We start from the raw sequence: 16,447 nt of genomic DNA on the forward strand, positions 1-16,447 counted from the left end.
CCTGACGTAGAGCGGTTCAGCGCCGGCGCAGGCTGGCCGCCTCACGGGTCACCAGGTCGATGAAGGACAGCGCCAGCGGCGAGCCCTCGTTCTGCCGACGGACCAGCCATACCGCAGTCGTCGCCTCGGGATCGCTCAGGGTGCGGTAGACCACGCCGTCGACCCGGGTGCGGCGGAACGACGCCGGCAGGATCGACACCCCCAGTCCGGCCGAGACCAGGCCGATGATGGTCATCGCCTCGCTGGCCTCCTGGGCGATGCGCGGGCTGAAGCCGGCCTGTCGGGTCAGGGCGATGACCTGGTCGTAGAGCCCGGTGCCGTAGCTGCGCGGGAAGAACACGAAGGGCTCCTCGGCCAGGGCGGCGATGGCCAGGCCATCCTCGCTGCCGGCCGCCAGCGGATGGTCGGCCCGCAGCACCGCCACCAGCGGTTCGCGGAACAACTCCACCCAATGCACCGCATCCGGCAGCGCCAGCGGGCGGATCACGCCCACCTGCAGGCTTTCCTCGAGCAGCGCCTTGAGTACCTGGCGGCTGCTCATTTCCTGCAGGTCGAGGTGTACGTCCGGATAGGCCTTGCGGAAGGCATGGATGCTGCTGGGTATGGTCGAGGTGAAGGGTGCCGAGGAAGTGAAACCGATCTTCAGCTCGCCCAGTTCCCCCAGGTGGGCCCGACGCGCCAGCAACACCGCCTTGTCTACCTGGGCCAGCACCTGGCGGGACTCGTCGAGGAACAGCCGGCCGGCGTCGGTGAGTTCGACGCGGCGGTTGGTGCGCTCGAACAGGCGCGCACCGATTTCCTCCTCCAGCGCCTGGATCTGCTGGCTCAACGGCGGCTGGGAGATCCCCAGGCGCTCGGCGGCGCGGCCGAAGTGCAGCTCCTCGGCGACGGCGATGAAATAGCGCAGGTGCCTGAGTTCCACGCGGCCCCTCCAATTAGGTCTTTTTACATATCAATCGTGTCGATCAATATATTGGAAATCATATAAACCTATCTATATCCTTTGCCACATAACCTCCAACAACGACCCCTTGTCCCTGAAATCCAGGTGGCGCGGCCTCGTTGTGCCTGCTCGCCACCGTCCCCAGAGGTGCCCCGTGAGCAATCCGCAAGTCCGGCCACAGGCCGAAGAAGAACCCGCGTTAATCGAGGCGGCCCGCGAAGCAGCCAACGAGGTGCTGGAAGCCGCCACCGAAGTCGAACGCTATATCGAAAAAGGCACCCCGCAGTTCATGCGCACCTCGCTGGCGCTGTTCTCCGGCGGTTTCGCCACCTTTGCCCTGCTCTACTGCATCCAGCCGATGATGCCGGTGCTGTCCAAGGCGTTTTCCATCAGCGCCGCGGAAAGCAGCCTGGCATTGTCCGTCGCCACCGCCATGCTCGCCCTTGGCCTGCTGGTCACCGGCCCGATCTCCGACGCGATCGGTCGCAAGCCGGTGATGGTCATCTCGCTGCTGGCCGCCGCGCTGTTCACCCTCGGCAGCGCGGTGATGCCCACCTGGCATGGCGTGCTGCTGATGCGCGCGCTGGTCGGGCTGTCCTTGAGCGGCCTGGCCGCGGTGGCGATGACCTATCTCAGCGAAGAGATCCATCCGCAGCACATCGGCCTGTCGATGGGCCTGTACATTGGCGGCAACGCCATCGGCGGGATGAGCGGACGCCTGATCAGCGGCGTCCTGGTCGATTTCATCTCCTGGCATGCCGCACTGGCGGTCCTCGGCGGCCTGGCCCTGGTCGCCGCGCTGGTGTTCTGGCGCGTGCTGCCCGAATCGAAACACTTCCGGCCGGCACCGCTGAAGCCGGCGACCCTGCTCAACGGCTACCGCCTGCACTTCCGCGACGCCGGACTGCCCTGGCTGTTCCTGATCGGCTTCCTGCTGATGGGCAGCTTCGTCACCCTGTTCAACTACATCGGCTACCGCCTGCTGGCCGAGCCCTACCACATGAGCCAGGCGGTGGTCGGCGTGCTCTCGGTGGTTTACCTCTCGGGCATCTACAGCTCGGCCTGGGTCGGTTCGCTGGCCGACAAGCTGGGGCGACGCAAGGTGCTCTGGGCGGTCATCCTGCTGATGCTCGGCGGCCTGCTGCTGACCCTGTTCGAGCCGATCCCGCTGATGCTCGCCGGCCTGCTGCTATTCACCTTCGGCTTCTTCGGCGCGCACTCGGTAGCGAGCAGCTGGATCGGGCGCCGCGCCCTGCGCGCCAAGGGCCAGGCCTCGTCGCTCTACCTGTTCAGCTACTACGTCGGCTCGAGCCTGGCCGGCACCCTCGGCGGGGTGTTCTGGCATTACTACGGCTGGAACGGCATCGGGCTGTTCATCGGCTCGCTGCTGGTGGTCGCGGTATTGGTCTCGCTGCACCTGGCGCGCCTGCCGGCCCTGCCTGGCAACACCCTGGCGCAGGCCGCCCACTGAGTTCGAGGTGCCGGTCTCCCGGCGCCTTCACTCCGACCAGAAGCGTACTCCGGTCAGTTCCTCCGATCGCGCCCACAGCCGCGCGGCCAGCCCCAGGTCGCGCGCATTCCGCGGAATCCGCGCCGCCGCCGGATAACCGCGGGTTTCCAGCCAGCGATCCGGGCCGACATAGGCGCCGCCATACCAGCGCTGTTCGGTCAGCGCGGAAAGTGCCGGCAACGCCCCCATCTCCGCCGATTGCGCGAACGCTCCGTTGGCCACCTTCATCGCCCAGCGTCCCAGGCGCGAACCGGACATCGCCGGCGCCGCGTACTGCAGGTTGGTCGCCGCGTAGCCCGGATGCGCCGCCAGGCTCTGCAGAAGCACGCCCCGCTGGCCGGCGCGGCGCTGCAACTCCAGGCTGAACAGCAGATTGGCCTGCTTGCTGTGGCAATAGGCGAGATAGCGGTTGTAGCCGCGCTCGGCGTTGAGGTCGTCGAGCGGCAGCCGGCCGAACTGGTTGAAACCGCTGGTCATGCCCACCACCCTGGGCCGTGGAGCGGCCAGCAACGACTCCAGCAGCAGTCCCGTAAGGGCGAAGTGGCCGAGGTGATTGGTGCCCATCTGCATCTCGAAACCGTCGCGGGTACGCCGCAGGGGCAGGAACATCACTCCGGCGTTGTTGAACAAGAAATCGAGGCGTTCGTGGCGCTGACGGAAACCGGCGGCGCAGGCGCGGATCGAGGCGAGGTCGGCCAGGTCGAGATCGGCCAGCTCCAGGCGTGCCTGGGGATACTCGTCGAGGATCGCCCGCCGCGCCCGCTCCGCCTGTTCGCGATTGCGGCAGGCCATCACCACGGTCGCCCCTTTGCCGGCCAGCGTGCGCGCCGCCTGCCAACCCAGGCCGCTGTTGGCGCCGGTGACCAGCGCCAGGCGCCCGGCCAGTTGTGGAATGTTGCGTCGTGCCCAGGGATGCATCGCTCGTTCTCCGCTTGACTGCGTTGCCGGGCAGTATCGCGGCACCAGCCAATGCAGCGGCAGACGCGCTCGCGCCAGACTGCCGATCATTTCGGGCCAGGACACGCCAGCATGAGCCGCCGCACGGACTCCGACGCACCGACCATCACCGCCGCCTACCCGCGCCTGCTGCTCGGCCTGCTGGAGGAACGCGGCCTGGACGGACGCGCGCTGCTACGGGAAATCGGTCTGTCGACGCTGCGACTGGAAGAGCCGGAAGCACGCGTCACATCGCAGCAGTACCAGGCGATCGCCGCCGCGGCGCTCGCGCTGAGCGGCGACCCCGGCCTCGGCGCACAGCTCGCCTTGCGCACGCCTCCCACCGCCCATGGCAGCCTGGGCTACGCGATGATGGCCTCGGCGACGCTCGGCGATGCCTTGTGCCTGGCGCTGCGCTACATGCCGCTGCTGCAGGGCAACGTCGAAATCAGCCTGCTGCGCGAGGACGAGCAGGTGATCCTGCGCATGCTGCCAGGCCCCGCGCTCCCGCCGGCACTGCACCGGTACTTCAGCGAAGCCCTGCTGATCGGCCTGTATCGCTCCGGCGCCTGGCTGCTCGGCGAACCGGCCCTGGTCGGCAGACTCGACTTCGACTATCCCGAACCTGCCGTGCCTGTGCCGCTGCCGCAGTGCCGCTACGACCAGGCCCACGTCCAGCTGGTGTTCCCCGCCATCCTGCTCGCCCGCTCGCTACCGATGGCCGATCCGGCTGCGTTGCGCCGCGCCCGCGAACACTGCGAGCGCGAACTGGCGCTGCTCGATGCCGGCCGCCGGGACATCTGCGCCCGCGTGCGGCTGGAGCTGGAACGCCAGGAACAGCGTTTCCCCAACCTGGAGGAAGTAGCCGCGCGCCTGCACCTGTCCAGCCGCAGCCTCAAGCGGCATCTGCATGACGCCGGCACCAGCTTTCGCCAGTTGCTCGGTCAGGCTCGCCAGCGCCAGGCCTTGCGATTGCTGCGGCGTCCCGAGGTGTCGTTGCAGCGTATCGCCCTGTACCTGGGTTACAGCGATCCAACCAACTTCACCCGCGCCTTCAAGCGCTGGACCGGCGAGCCGCCGAGCGACACCCGCGCCCGCCTGCTGGGCGGGCAACCAGTTTCACGAACAAATGCCAAGCGCTCGACAAATCCCTCGCGTTTCCCTTGAGCGCGGCAAGCGCTGTCCTATGCTGCTGCGGCCGGCATCCGGCCGGCCTCGACAGCGATATGAAAGGGACTTTATGAAACCAGCGATCAAGCGCGCCTGCCTGCTCGGCACGGCACTGTTCTCCCTCTGCGCCAGCGCAGCCCAGGCGGCCGGCGTTCTGGTAGGAACCTGGGACCTGCGGGGCAACGGCCAGCTCGCCGCGGTCTACCGCGACGGCGCCAACCTGCAGGTGGTGGAAGGCGGCAGCACCCGCAACTACAGCTTCGGCAACGTGGTCTGGTCGGTCTTCGGCGCCACCGATACCGACGGCCAGCCCGGCGCGGAAATCCTGGTCAAGGCCGGTCCCGACCTGGTGATCGTTTCCCACGCCAGCACCACCCAGCGCAAGTACCCGGTAGGCAACGTCTCCTGGGCGATCATGCGCGCCACCGACGTCGACAACGTCGCCGGCGACGAAGTCATCCTCAGCATCGGCAACGGCGTGCGCACCGTATTCGATCGCACCCGTACGCAACGCGACGCCACCTTCAGCTACAACGGCACCTGGGGCCTGTTCGACGTCGCCGACGTGGACGGCGCACCGGGCAAGGAACTGGTGCTGAACATGGGCAACGGCGTCAAGGTCATCGACCCGCGCACCAGTGGCGCCAAGGACTTCAGCTTCAGCGGCTACCACGCGCTCGCACAGATCGCCGACCTCGACGGCCAGCCCGGCGCGGAGATCATCGGCCGCACCAGCACCGGCATCTACGTGATCAGCAACGCCAGTTCCCGCAAGGAATACAGCATCGGCGCCAGCGCCTGGGCACTCTATGGCGGCACCGCGGACACCGACGGCAAGCCGGGCAACGAGCTGATCGTGGTGATGCAGGGCAAGGTGCGGGTCATCCACCACGCCAGCGGCGCCAGCAGCGACTACCGCATCGGCGACGTCAACTACAGCATCGATTCGGTGGCCGATATGGATGGCCAGCCGGGCGCGGAAATCCTCGTGCGCGACGCCAACGGCAAGCTGTTCGTGATCAACGACCGCACCGGCAAGGTAAGCAGTTGAGCCGGGCGGGTTGCGTAGGGCGGGTACGCCACCGGCGCGCCCCCGCCAGCCAACGCGCCGGAGGGCCGTCGGCCCGCGCATGAAAAAGGGGAGCCTCGGCTCCCCTTCTTTCGTTCCGGCTCAGCCGTGGTACTGCGCCGACAGCTCGTGCACCGCCTCGAAGAAGGCGCCGGCATGGGCCGGGTCGACTTCCGGGGTGATGCCGTGGCCGAGATTGAACACATGCCCCGTACCCTTGCCGTAGGCCGCCAGGATCCGCGCGACTTCGGCGCGGATCGCCGCCGGATTGGCGTAGAGCACCGAAGGATCCATGTTGCCTTGCAGGGCTACGCGCTCACCGACACGGGCCCGGGCGCTGCCGATGTCGCAGGTCCAGTCCAGGCCCAGCGCCTCGGCGCCGACCTCGGCCATCGACTCCAGCCACAGGCCGCCTCCCTTGGTGAAGAGGATCACCGGCACCCGGCGTCCGTCGTGCTCGCGGATCAATCCATCGACGATCTTGCGCATGTAGGCCAGGGAGAACTCCTGGTAGGCCGCCGCCGACAGGCTGCCGCCCCATGAGTCGAAGATCTGCACCGCCTGGGCGCCGGCGTGGATCTGCCCGTTGAGGTAGCTGGTCACCGATTGCGCCAGCTTGTCCAGCAGAGCGTGCATGGCCTTGGGGTTGTCGTAGAGCATCGCCTTGGACTTGCGGAAGTCCTTGCTCGAGCCGCCCTCGACCATGTAGGTGGCGAGGGTCCAGGGGCTGCCGGAGAAGCCGATCAGCGGTACGCGGCCGTTCAGCTCGCGGCGGATGGTGCGCACGGCGTCCATCACATAGCCCAGGTCCTGTTCCGGATCGGGAACCGGCAGCGCCTCGATGTCGGCCAGCGACGAGACCACCTTGCGGAAGCGCGGGCCTTCGCCGGTCTCGAAGTACAGGCCCTGGCCCATGGCATCGGGAATGGTCAGGATATCGGAGAAGAGGATCGCGGCGTCCAGCTGCGGGTAACGGTCCAGCGGCTGCAGGGTCACTTCGCAGGCCAGCTCCGGGTTCATGCACAGGCTCATGAAATCGCCGGCCTTGGCACGGGTGGCACGGTATTCCGGCAGGTAACGACCGGCCTGGCGCATCATCCAGACGGGGGTGACATCGACGGGCTGCTTGAGCAGGGCGCGGAGGAAGCGGTCGTTCTTCAGGGCAGTCATAACGGCATCCGATCAAAGGCTGCTGGCTTCACGCGGGCGCGTGCGGAAGGGGGTTATCCACAGGCCGGCGGGCGAAAAGGGCCGCTATTGTCGCAAAGCACAAAACAAAAGGCACGGCGGGGGCCGTGCCTTTTGTCTATCGCGGTGATTTGTCGCAGCGCCGGTGGCGCCGCGGATCAGACGCCAAGGTAGTCGAGGATGCCTTCGGCCGCGGTACGTCCTTCGAAGATCGCCGTCACCACCAGGTCGGAACCACGGACCATGTCGCCACCGGCGAAGATCTTCGGGTTGCTGGTCTGGTGCTTGAACTGCGCCTGCGCTGGAGCCACCACGCGGCCCTGGCTGTCGGTGGCGATCTCGAAGCGCTCGAACCACGGCGCCGGACTCGGCCGGAAGCCGAAGGCGATCAGCACGGCTTCCGCCGGGATGATCTCCTCGGAACCGGGGATCGGTTCGGGGCTGCGGCGGCCGCGGGCGTCCGGCTCGCCGAGACGGGTCTCGACCACCTTCACGCCTTCCACCCGGTCCTCGCCGACGATGGCGATGGGCTGGCGGTTGAAGAGGAACTTCACGCCCTCTTCCTTGGCGTTCTTCACTTCCTTGCGCGAGCCCGGCATGTTTTCTTCGTCACGGCGATAGGCACAGGTCACCGACTTGGCGCCCTGGCGGATCGAAGTGCGGTTGCAGTCCATCGCGGTGTCGCCGCCGCCCAGGACCACCACGCGCTTGCCCTTCATGTCGACGAAGTCCTCGGCCGACTTCTCGAAGCCGAGGTTGCGGTTCACGTTGGCGATCAGGAAGTCCAGGGCGTCGTGTACGCCCGGCAGGTCCTCGCCGGGGAAACCGCCCTTCATGTAGGTGTAGGTGCCCATCCCCATGAACACGGCATCGTACTCATCGAGCAACTGCTCCATGGTCACGTCCTTGCCGATCTCGGTGTTCAGGCGAAACTCGATGCCCATGCCGGTGAACACCTCGCGGCGACGGCTGAGGACGTGCTTCTCCAGCTTGAACTCGGGAATGCCGAAGGTCAGCAGGCCGCCGATCTCCGGGTTGCGGTCGAACACCACCGGGGTCACGCCGTTGCGCACCAGCACGTCGGCGCAGCCGAGGCCGGCCGGGCCGGCGCCGATCACCGCGACGCGCCTGCCGGTCGGCTTGACCTTGGACAGGTCCGGACGCCAGCCCATGGCGAAGGCCGTATCGGTGATGTACTTCTCCACCGAGCCGATGGTCACCGCGCCAAAACCGTCGTTGAGGGTGCAGGCGCCCTCGCAGAGGCGATCCTGCGGGCAGACCCGGCCGCAGACTTCCGGCAGGGTGTTGGTCTGGTGCGACAGTTCGGCGGCGGCCAGGATATTGCCTTCGGAAACCAGCTTCAGCCAGTTAGGGATGAAGTTGTGCACCGGGCATTTCCACTCGCAGTACGGGTTGCCGCAGCCCAGGCAGCGGTGGGCCTGGTCGGCGGCCTGCTGCGGCTTGAACAGGTCGTGGATCTCCACGAACTCGCGCTTGCGCTGGCGCAGCAGCTTCTTCTTCGGGTCCTTGCGCCCGACTTCGATGAACTGGAAGTCGTTGTTCAGGCGGTCGGAATTCAGACGTTCAGACATATCGAAACCTCATCACAACTTCGGGCGCTTATTGCGGGTTGGCACGGGTGCTGGTCAGCAGCGAACCGAGGCTGGCCGCCTTCGGTTTCACCAGCCAGAACCGACGCAGGTAGTCATCCAGGTTTTCCAGGATGTTCGCGCCCCACTCGCTTGCCGTTTCGTTCACGTACTCGACCAGGACCTTGCGCAGGTGGCTGCGATAGGCCTCCATCGCCTCGCCGCTGATCCGCTGGATTTCCACCAGCTCGTGGTTCACGCGGTCGACGAAAGTGTTGTCCATGTCGAGGACGTAGGCGAAGCCCCCGGTCATGCCGGAGCCGAAGTTGTAGCCGGTCTTGCCCAGCACGCAGACGAAACCGCCGGTCATGTATTCGCAGCAGTGGTCGCCGGTACCTTCCACCACCGCATGGGAACCGGAGTTGCGCACGGCGAAGCGCTCGCCGGCGGTTCCGGCGGCGAACAGCTTGCCGCCGGTGGCGCCGTACAGGCAGGTGTTGCCGACGATGGCCGATTCCTGGGTCTTGAACGGACTGCCCTTGGGCGGGGTGATCACCAGCTTGCCGCCGGTCATGCCCTTGCCTACGTAGTCATTGGCGTCGCCTTCCAGGTACAGGTGCAGGCCACCGGCGTTCCACACGCCGAAGCTCTGTCCCGCGGTGCCCTTGAAACGGAACACCACCGGTGCCTTGGCCATGCCCTGGTTGCCGTGCAGGCGGGCGATCTCGCCGGATACCCGCGCGCCGATGGATCGGTCGCAGTTGCAGATGTCCAGCTCGTACTCGCCGCCGCTCAGGCCTTCGATGGCGGCCTTCGACAGCTCGACCATCTTCTCGGCCAGCAGGCCCTGGTCGAACGGCGGGTTTTTCTCCACCTCGCAGAACTGCGGCTTGTCGGCCGGGATCAGCTCACTGCCCAGCAACGGAGCGAGATCCAGGTTCTGCTGCTTGGCGGTCTCGCCGGGGAGGATCTCCAGCAGGTCGGTGCGGCCGATCAGCTCGCCCAGGCTGCGCACGCCGAGGCGCGCCAGCCACTCGCGGGTTTCCGTGGCGATGAAGGTGAAGAAGTTGATCACCATCGCGGTGGTGCCGATGAAGTGGTCCTTGCGCAACTTGTCGTTCTGCGTCGCCACGCCGGTGGCGCAGTTGTTCAGATGGCAGATGCGCAGGTACTTGCAGCCCAGGGCGATCATCGGCGCGGTACCGAAGCCGAAGCTCTCGGCGCCGAGAATGGCCGCCTTGATCACGTCCAGGCCGGTCTTCAGGCCGCCATCGGTCTGCACCCGGACCTTGCCGCGCAGGTCGTTGCCGCGCAGGGTCTGGTGGGTTTCCGCCAGGCCCAGTTCCCAGGGCGAGCCGGCGTACTTGATCGAGGTGATCGGCGAGGCACCGGTACCGCCGTCGTAGCCGGAGATGGTGATCAGGTCCGCATAGGCCTTGGCCACGCCGGCGGCGATGGTGCCGACGCCCGGCTCGGATACCAGCTTCACCGATACCAGCGCCTGCGGGTTGACCTGCTTGAGGTCGAAGATCAGCTGCGCCAGGTCTTCGATGGAGTAGATGTCGTGGTGCGGCGGCGGCGAGATCAGGGTCACGCCGGGCACCGCATAGCGCAGGCGGGCGATCAGGCCGTTGACCTTGCCGCCCGGCAACTGGCCGCCCTCGCCGGGCTTGGCGCCCTGGGCCACCTTGATCTGCAGGACCTCGGCGTTGACCAGGTATTCCGGGGTCACGCCGAAGCGGCCGGTAGCCACCTGCTTGATCTTCGAACTCTTCAGCGTGCCGTAGCGCGCCGGGTCCTCGCCGCCCTCGCCGGAGTTGGAGCGACCGCCCAGGGTGTTCATCGCCTCGGCCAGCGCCTCGTGGGCCTCCGGCGACAGCGCGCCGAGGGAAATCCCGGCGGCATCGAAGCGCTTGAAGATGGCTTCCAGCGGCTCCACCTCGTCGAGCGCCAGCGGCTGCGCGGCGGTCTTCACCTGCAACAGGTCGCGGATCATCGACACTGGGCGCTGGTCCACCAGCGCGGTGTATTCCTTGAACTTCTCGTAGTCGCCCTGCTGCACGGCAGCCTGCAGGGTATTCACCACATCCGGGTTGTAGGCGTGGTATTCGCCGCCATAGACGAACTTCAGCAAGCCGCCCTGCTGGATCGGCTTGCGGTTGCTCCAGGCCTCGGCGGCCAGGAGCTTCTGCTCGTTCTCGATATCGACGAAGCGCGCGCCCTGGATGCGGCTGGCGACTCCGGTGAAGCACAGGTCGGTGACCTCGTCGGACAGGCCCACCGCCTCGAACAGCTGCGCGCCACGGTAGGACGCGACGGTGGAGATGCCCATCTTCGAGAGAATCTTCATCAGGCCCTTGGAGATCCCCTTGCGGTAGTACTTGAACACCTCGTAGAGGTCGCCCAGCACTTCACCGGTGCGGATCAGGTCGGCCAGCACCTCGTAGGCGAGGAACGGATAGACCGCCGAGGCGCCGAAGCCGATCAGCACCGCGAAATGGTGCGGATCGCGGGCGGTGGCGGTCTCCACCAGGATGTTGGAGTCGCAGCGCAGCCCGGTCTGCACCAGGCGGTGGTGCACCGCACCGACGGCCAGGGCAGCATGCACCGGCAGTTTGCCGGGAGCGATATGGCGGTCGCTGAGGATCAGCAGCACCTTGCCGCCGCGCACGGCCTCCTCGGCCTGGTCGGCGATGTTGCGCACCGCGGCCTCCAGGCCCATCGACTCGTCGTAGTTGAGGTCGATGAAGTGGCGGTCGAAGCCCGGGCGGTCCAGGGTCATGATGGTCCGCCACTTCGCCGGCGAGATCACCGGAGTGGTGAGGATCGCCTGGTTGGCATGGTGCGGGGCTTCCTCGAAGATGTTCTGCTCGACGCCCAGGCAGGTTTCCAGGGACATCACGATGGCTTCGCGCAGCGGGTCGATCGGCGGGTTGGTGACCTGGGCGAATTGCTGGCGGAAGTAATCGTACGGAGAGCGGATGCGCCGGGAGAGGATCGCCATCGGCGTATCGTCGCCCATGGAGCCCACCGCTTCCTGGCCCTGCTCGCCGAGCGGACGCAGCACCTGGTCACGCTCCTCGAAGGTGACCTGGAACATCTTCATGAATTGCTTGAGCTGGTCGGCGTCGTAGCTGGCCACGCCATGGTCGTCGTCCAGGGTCGCCTGGATGCGCAGGGCATTCTGCCGCAACCATTGCTTGTAGGGATGGCGCGACTTCAGGCGGTTGTCGATGTCGTCGCTGTGCAGGACCTGGCCGGTCTCGGTGTCCACCGCGAGGATCTGCCCCGGGCCGACGCGACCCTTGGCGATGACGTCCTCGGGCTTGTAGTCCCAGACGCCGATTTCCGAAGCCAGGGTGATGTAGCCGTTCTTCGTGGTGACCCAGCGCGACGGGCGCAGGCCATTGCGGTCGAGCAGGCAGACGGCATAGCGACCGTCGGTCAGCACGACGCCGGCGGGGCCATCCCAGGGCTCCATGTGCAGCGAGTTGTACTCGTAGAACGCGCGCAGGTCGGCGTCCATGGTTTCGACGTTCTGCCAGGCCGGCGGGATGATCATGCGCAGGCCGCGGAACAGGTCCATGCCGCCGGTGACCATCAGTTCGAGCATGTTGTCCATGCTCGACGAGTCGGAGCCGACGCGGTTCACCAGCGGGCCGAGCTCTTCCAGGTCGGGGATCAGTTCGTTGGTGAACTTGGTCCGCCGCGCCTGGGCCCAGTTGCGGTTGCCGGTGATGGTGTTGATCTCGCCGTTGTGGGCGAGGAAGCGGAACGGCTGCGCCAGCGGCCATTTCGGCAGGGTGTTGGTGGAGAAGCGCTGGTGGAATACGCAGATCGCGGTCTGCAGGCGCTCGTCGCCAAGGTCCGGATAGAAGGCGGCCAGGTCGGCCGGCATCATCAGGCCCTTGTAGATGATGGTCTTGTGCGAAAAGCTGCAGATGTAGTGGTCGCTGTCGGCGGCGTTGGCCACCGACGAGCGGCGCCGTGCGCTGAACAGCTTGATGGCGAAGTCCTGGTCGCTCAGGCCGGCGCCGCCGATGAACACCTGTTCGATCTGCGGCAGGCGCTCCAGCGCCAGGCGGCCGAGAACGCTGGTATCGATCGGCACCTTGCGCCAGCCGACCAGCTCCAGTCCGGCGGCGACGATCTCGCGATTCATGTTCTCGCGTGCCGCCTCGGCTTTCACCGGGTCCTGGTTGAAGAACACCATGCCCACCGCGTATTGCTCGGGCAGGTCGACAGAAAAGGCTTCCCTGGCGACGGCACGCAGGAACAGGTCGGGCTTCTGGATCAGCAGCCCGCAGCCGTCCCCGGTCTTGCCATCGGCATTGATCCCACCGCGGTGGGTCATGCAGGTCAGTGCTTCGATTGCGGTTTGCAGAAGTTGATGGCTCGGCTCGCCCTGCATATGGGCGATCAGGCCAAATCCGCAGTTATCCTTGAACGTTTCAGGATGGTACAGACCTGCTTTCATAAGGAACTCTCACCGGCAAAACTTTTTTAGTCATCTACTTCGCCTGTCACCCGCTCATGCGGCGAGTTTTCGACAGGCAAAGGGAGGCCATTGTACATAGGTGCACAAGGCCTCACAAATTTTGCGGCGAGAAAATGAAATTCGATGTCGCCAAAATGAAAGACGAAACCCGCCGGTCATGCTAACGACTAGCGAGTTTCGTCAAGAGGCGACGGCAGGTCGGATCAATGCGCCTGGCCGATCTCCTGCTGGATGCTGGCGAAGGTACGCGGCCACGGCTTGCCGGCCTGCACCTTGGACGGCAGTTTTTTCACTGCGGCCAGGGCGGCGGCACGGTTCGGGAAGCTGCCATAGGTGACGACGTAGAACGGCTTGCCTTGCAGGGTTTTCTTGAAGTAGCGGAAATCGCCGCCGCCCTGCTGGCGAATGAACGCCTGGGCATTGGCTTCGGAGCCGGTACCGAGGATCTGCAGGGCGAAGTTACCACCAGACTGGTTGCGATACCACTGACTTCCCGCACCGCCACCGCTGGCCGGCTTGGCGGCCGGAGCCGGGGCCGGCTTCGCCGCGGCGGTGGTGGCCGGCTTGCTCGCCGCCGGCTTGGCCGGAGCCGGGGCCGGCTTGCTGGCCGGGGCGCTGGCGACCGGCGCGGCCGGTGCCGGGGTCTGCGCCGGAGTCGGGGTCGCCGCAGGCGCGGTCGGTTCGGTCGGCGCCGGCGGCACCGGATGCATCGGCGTGACGCCGTTGTTGGCCAGCGGCGTCACCGGAGGAGCCGAGCTGGAAACGGTAGGCGGCACCGCGGCGGACGGCAGGCCGCCTTCGTCGTCGCCACCTTGCCCGGCGGCCTGGGCCAGCGGCTCGCGAATGACCGGCTGCGACTCGCCGACCAACGGTAGCGGCAACGGCTGGCTGGAGCCGTTGAACTCCACGGCCGGGCCGCTGCCCGGCTGCTGGGCCTGGGCCGGCGTAGCGCCATTCATGGACAATTCGGTAGAGGCGGTCTGCGGCGCCTCCGGCTTGCTCTTGCCTTGCATGAACCAGGCGGCGATCACGCCGATGGCCACGACCGCAAGAATCACCAGATGCTTCTTGGGCAAGTTGAAAGACCCTCCGGTTGCCTTGCGCGCTGCGCCACGATTGGCCAGCATCGCTTCGATCAGGGCATCGCGGGCGACCTGGTTGATCGCTCCCGGCCAGCCTTCCGACTGCTCGTGGATGTCCACCAGCAGGTCGTTGGAAATCAGCTCGATGCCCTGCCCGGCGCCCTCGAGACGCTGGGCCAGGTAGTCGCGGGTTTCCTCTTCGCTGTATGGCTGCAATTCGATGGCATGGAAGCGCTCCTCACCCTCGGAAAACACCTCCAGGCGCGGCAGCAACGACGGCTCACCGAACAGGAATACATGCAGGCGTCCCTCGTTGGTGCCGGAAGCCAGCAGCAACAGCACTTCCAGCGCGCTGTCCTGGAGCTGTTCGGCATCGTCCACCATCAGGTAGACGTCCTGCCCGGTGATCGCCAGCTGCGCCACCTTGGTCAGGATCGCCTCCAGGCTCGCCTGGTTGATGCTCAGGCCCTGCGCCACCTGGCGCAGCAACGAAGTCTCGTCGGCGGCGGTGCGCGCCGAGATCACCACGCTAAGGACCGCATCCTTGTTGGTGCTGGCCACCAGCGCCTGGCGCAGCAGGGTCTTGCCGCTGCCCAGGGGCCCGGTGACCAGCAGCAGGAGCTGGCTGTAGCGGGCCAGATGGTGCAACTGGCCGAGCACCGGCTTGCGCTGCGCCGGGAAGAACTTGAAACCCGGAACGCGCGGCGCGAACGGGTCGTGACTGAATTGGTAGTGGCCCAGGAAGGCCTCATCGGCATGCAAGCTGGTCATGGGACCTCATTCATCTCCAAGCTGGTCGGCCAAGGCCCGATAGTCGGTGCGCAGGGTCGCGTCCAAGATCTCACGGGGAAAATCGCCGGTGACCACGGCATTCCCCAGTCCTTGCAGCAAAACCAGACGCAGGCGGCCATCGAGCACTTTCTTGTCGACGGCCATGTGTTCCATAAAATCTTCCGCCGTCATCTCGGCCGGCGGTACCACGGGCAGGCCAGCCCGGCGCAGCAGGCGGGTACCGCGATCGCGCTCGGCGGCGCTCAGCCAACCCAACCGATGCGACATCTCGAGTGCCATCACGGTTCCCGCCCCTACCGCTTCGCCGTGCAACCAGACGCCGTAACCCTGCTGGGTCTCGATCGCGTGACCGAAGGTATGGCCGAGGTTCAGCGTGGCGCGCACGCCCGACTCGCGCTCGTCGGTGCCCACCACGCGGGCCTTCGCCGCGCAAGAGCGCTCGATGGCCTCGGTGACAACGGTCGGCTCCAGTGCCAGCAAGGCATCCATGTGCTCTTCCAGCCAGGTGATGAACGGTTCGTCGCAAATGAAACCGTACTTGATCACCTCCGCCAGCCCGGCGGACAGCTCGCGGGACGGCAGCGTCTTCAGCGACGCGGTGTCGATGACCACCGCCTGGGGCTGGTAGAACGCACCGATCATATTCTTGCCCAACGGATGGTTGATCCCGGTCTTGCCGCCCACCGAGGAGTCGACCTGGGACAACAGGGTGGTCGGCACCTGGATGAAGTTGACCCCACGCTGGTAGCAGGCCGCGGCGAAACCGGCCATGTCACCGATGACGCCGCCGCCCAGGGCGATCAGGGTAGTCTTGCGGTCATGCCGCTCCTTCAGCAGGGCATCGAAGATCAGTTGCAGGGTTTCCCACTGCTTGTAGGCCTCGCCGTCGGGCAGCACCACAGGGGTGACCTCATGGCCTTGCAGTGCCTTGAGCAGGGTTTCCAGATAGAGAGGAGCGACCGTTTCGTTGCTGATCACCGCGACCCGGCGACCGACGATATGCGGCGCGAACCAGCGGGCGTCGCCCAGCAGGTTTTCACCGATGTAAATGGGATAGCTACGCTCGCCTAGATCGACGTGAAGTGTGCGCATGAGGCCCCCAGACAGGAAAGGGCAATAGGATAACGCAATTCGCCGCGCCTCAGCGGGGCGGCAACTTGCGCAGGCGTTCGAGAATTTCCTGGACGACCAGGCGCGGCGGCCTTTCGTCGGTCTCCACCACCACATCGGCGATTTCGCGGTAGAGCGGATCGCGCAGCGCCATCAGGTCGCGGAGGATCTGTCCCGGGTTGGGCTTCTGCAACAAGGGGCGGTTGCGGTCCCGCGCCGTGCGCGCGATCTGGTGCTCGACCGAGGCATGCAGGTACACAACCCGGCCACCGGCGCGCAGCACCTGGCGGTTACCGTCGCGCATCACCGCCCCGCCGCCGGTGGCGATCACCATGCCGTCGGCGGCGCAGAGTTCGGTGAGCATGGCCTGCTCGCGCTCGCGGAAACCGACCTCGCCCTCGACATCGAAGATCCATGGGATATTCGCGCCGCACCGCTGTTCGATCTCCTTGTCGGAGTCCTTGAACGCGAGATGCAGCTCCTTGGCGAGCAGGCGCCCGATGGTGCTCTTTCCAGCACCCATCGGGCCGACGAGGATCAGGTTGACCACGTTGTTCGAT

The 16,447-nt window shown here is 66.4% G+C and carries 11 protein-coding genes; 3 read left to right on the forward strand and 8 right to left on the reverse strand.

The features are described from left to right. Positions 1-16: 16 nt before the first annotated feature. Positions 17-922 (reverse strand): LysR family transcriptional regulator, encoded by a 906-nt coding sequence (locus tag ACM0M4_RS28175; protein WP_003095817.1) that lies wholly within the window; start codon positions 920-922, stop codon positions 17-19. Between the two features lie 175 nt (positions 923-1,097). Between ACM0M4_RS28175 and ACM0M4_RS28180 the strand changes: the two genes are divergently transcribed. Next, a complete protein-coding gene (locus tag ACM0M4_RS28180; protein ID WP_004352499.1) occupies positions 1,098-2,414 on the forward strand; it encodes an MFS transporter in 1,317 nt (438 codons plus the stop codon). A 27-nt stretch (positions 2,415-2,441) separates the two neighbouring features. On the opposite strand, the gene ACM0M4_RS28185 is transcribed toward ACM0M4_RS28180, so the two are convergent. Beyond that, the gene (locus tag ACM0M4_RS28185) at positions 2,442-3,371 is read right to left on the reverse strand and encodes an oxidoreductase (RefSeq protein WP_004352498.1); all 930 of its coding nucleotides are present in this window, start codon (positions 3,369-3,371) and stop codon (positions 2,442-2,444) included. Between the two features lie 111 nt (positions 3,372-3,482). Between ACM0M4_RS28185 and ACM0M4_RS28190 the strand changes: the two genes are divergently transcribed. Both ACM0M4_RS28190 and ACM0M4_RS28195 read left to right on the forward strand, forming a co-directional pair. Continuing rightward, complete coding sequence (locus tag ACM0M4_RS28190) at positions 3,483-4,556, forward strand: AraC family transcriptional regulator (RefSeq protein ID WP_003121195.1); 1,074 nt, start codon at positions 3,483-3,485, stop codon at positions 4,554-4,556. Positions 4,557-4,629: 73 nt separating this feature from the next. Continuing rightward, positions 4,630-5,610, forward strand: coding sequence for a hypothetical protein (locus ACM0M4_RS28195; RefSeq protein ID WP_034028352.1), 981 nt, complete (start codon positions 4,630-4,632; stop codon positions 5,608-5,610). A gap of 120 nt (positions 5,611-5,730) precedes the next feature. On the opposite strand, the gene hemE is transcribed toward ACM0M4_RS28195, so the two are convergent. The 6 genes from hemE to aroK all read right to left on the reverse strand — a co-directional run bounded on the left by hemE (position 5,731) and on the right by aroK (position 16,437). Continuing rightward, positions 5,731-6,798 carry a uroporphyrinogen decarboxylase gene (gene hemE / locus ACM0M4_RS28200; protein WP_003114569.1) on the reverse strand — a complete coding sequence of 356 codons (1,068 nt, stop codon included), beginning with the start codon at positions 6,796-6,798 and terminating at the stop codon, positions 5,731-5,733. A 176-nt stretch (positions 6,799-6,974) separates the two neighbouring features. Next, the gene (locus tag ACM0M4_RS28205; RefSeq protein ID WP_003095829.1) at positions 6,975-8,408 is read right to left on the reverse strand and encodes an FAD-dependent oxidoreductase; all 1,434 of its coding nucleotides are present in this window, start codon (positions 8,406-8,408) and stop codon (positions 6,975-6,977) included. 28 nt (positions 8,409-8,436) lie between these two features. Then, positions 8,437-12,882 carry a glutamate synthase large subunit gene (gene gltB / locus ACM0M4_RS28210; RefSeq protein ID WP_003103700.1) on the reverse strand — a complete coding sequence of 1,482 codons (4,446 nt, stop codon included), beginning with the start codon at positions 12,880-12,882 and terminating at the stop codon, positions 8,437-8,439. Positions 12,883-13,106: 224 nt separating this feature from the next. Next, the gene (locus ACM0M4_RS28215; protein ID WP_023104793.1) at positions 13,107-14,756 is read right to left on the reverse strand and encodes an AAA family ATPase; all 1,650 of its coding nucleotides are present in this window, start codon (positions 14,754-14,756) and stop codon (positions 13,107-13,109) included. A 6-nt stretch (positions 14,757-14,762) separates the two neighbouring features. After that, positions 14,763-15,869 (reverse strand): 3-dehydroquinate synthase, encoded by a 1,107-nt coding sequence (gene aroB / locus ACM0M4_RS28220; protein WP_028681386.1) that lies wholly within the window; start codon positions 15,867-15,869, stop codon positions 14,763-14,765. 49 nt (positions 15,870-15,918) lie between these two features. Next, positions 15,919-16,437, reverse strand: a complete 519-nt coding sequence (aroK, locus tag ACM0M4_RS28225) for a shikimate kinase AroK (protein ID WP_003095833.1) — start codon at positions 16,435-16,437, stop codon at positions 15,919-15,921. Between the last annotated feature and the right edge of the window lie 10 nt (positions 16,438-16,447).

Origin of the sequence: Pseudomonas sp. 18-147 (genome assembly GCF_051048045.1) — a bacterium.
Taxonomy (GTDB): domain Bacteria; phylum Pseudomonadota; class Gammaproteobacteria; order Pseudomonadales; family Pseudomonadaceae; genus Pseudomonas; species Pseudomonas aeruginosa.

What these genes read in the sequence shown, in the direction of transcription:
- ACM0M4_RS28185 (WP_004352498.1), bottom strand. Translation starts at nt 3,371, where the DNA reads ATGCATCCCTGGGCACGACGCAACATTCCACAACTGGCCGGGCGCCTG.
- ACM0M4_RS28190 (WP_003121195.1), top strand. Translation starts at nt 3,483, where the DNA reads ATGAGCCGCCGCACGGACTCCGACGCACCGACCATCACCGCCGCCTAC.
- ACM0M4_RS28195 (WP_034028352.1), top strand. Translation starts at nt 4,630, where the DNA reads ATGAAACCAGCGATCAAGCGCGCCTGCCTGCTCGGCACGGCACTGTTC.
- hemE (WP_003114569.1), bottom strand. Translation starts at nt 6,798, where the DNA reads ATGACTGCCCTGAAGAACGACCGCTTCCTCCGCGCCCTGCTCAAGCAG.
- ACM0M4_RS28205 (WP_003095829.1), bottom strand. Translation starts at nt 8,408, where the DNA reads ATGTCTGAACGTCTGAATTCCGACCGCCTGAACAACGACTTCCAGTTC.
- gltB (WP_003103700.1), bottom strand. Translation starts at nt 12,882, where the DNA reads ATGAAAGCAGGTCTGTACCATCCTGAAACGTTCAAGGATAACTGCGGA.
- ACM0M4_RS28215 (WP_023104793.1), bottom strand. Translation starts at nt 14,756, where the DNA reads ATGACCAGCTTGCATGCCGATGAGGCCTTCCTGGGCCACTACCAATTC.
- aroB (WP_028681386.1), bottom strand. Translation starts at nt 15,869, where the DNA reads ATGCGCACACTTCACGTCGATCTAGGCGAGCGTAGCTATCCCATTTAC.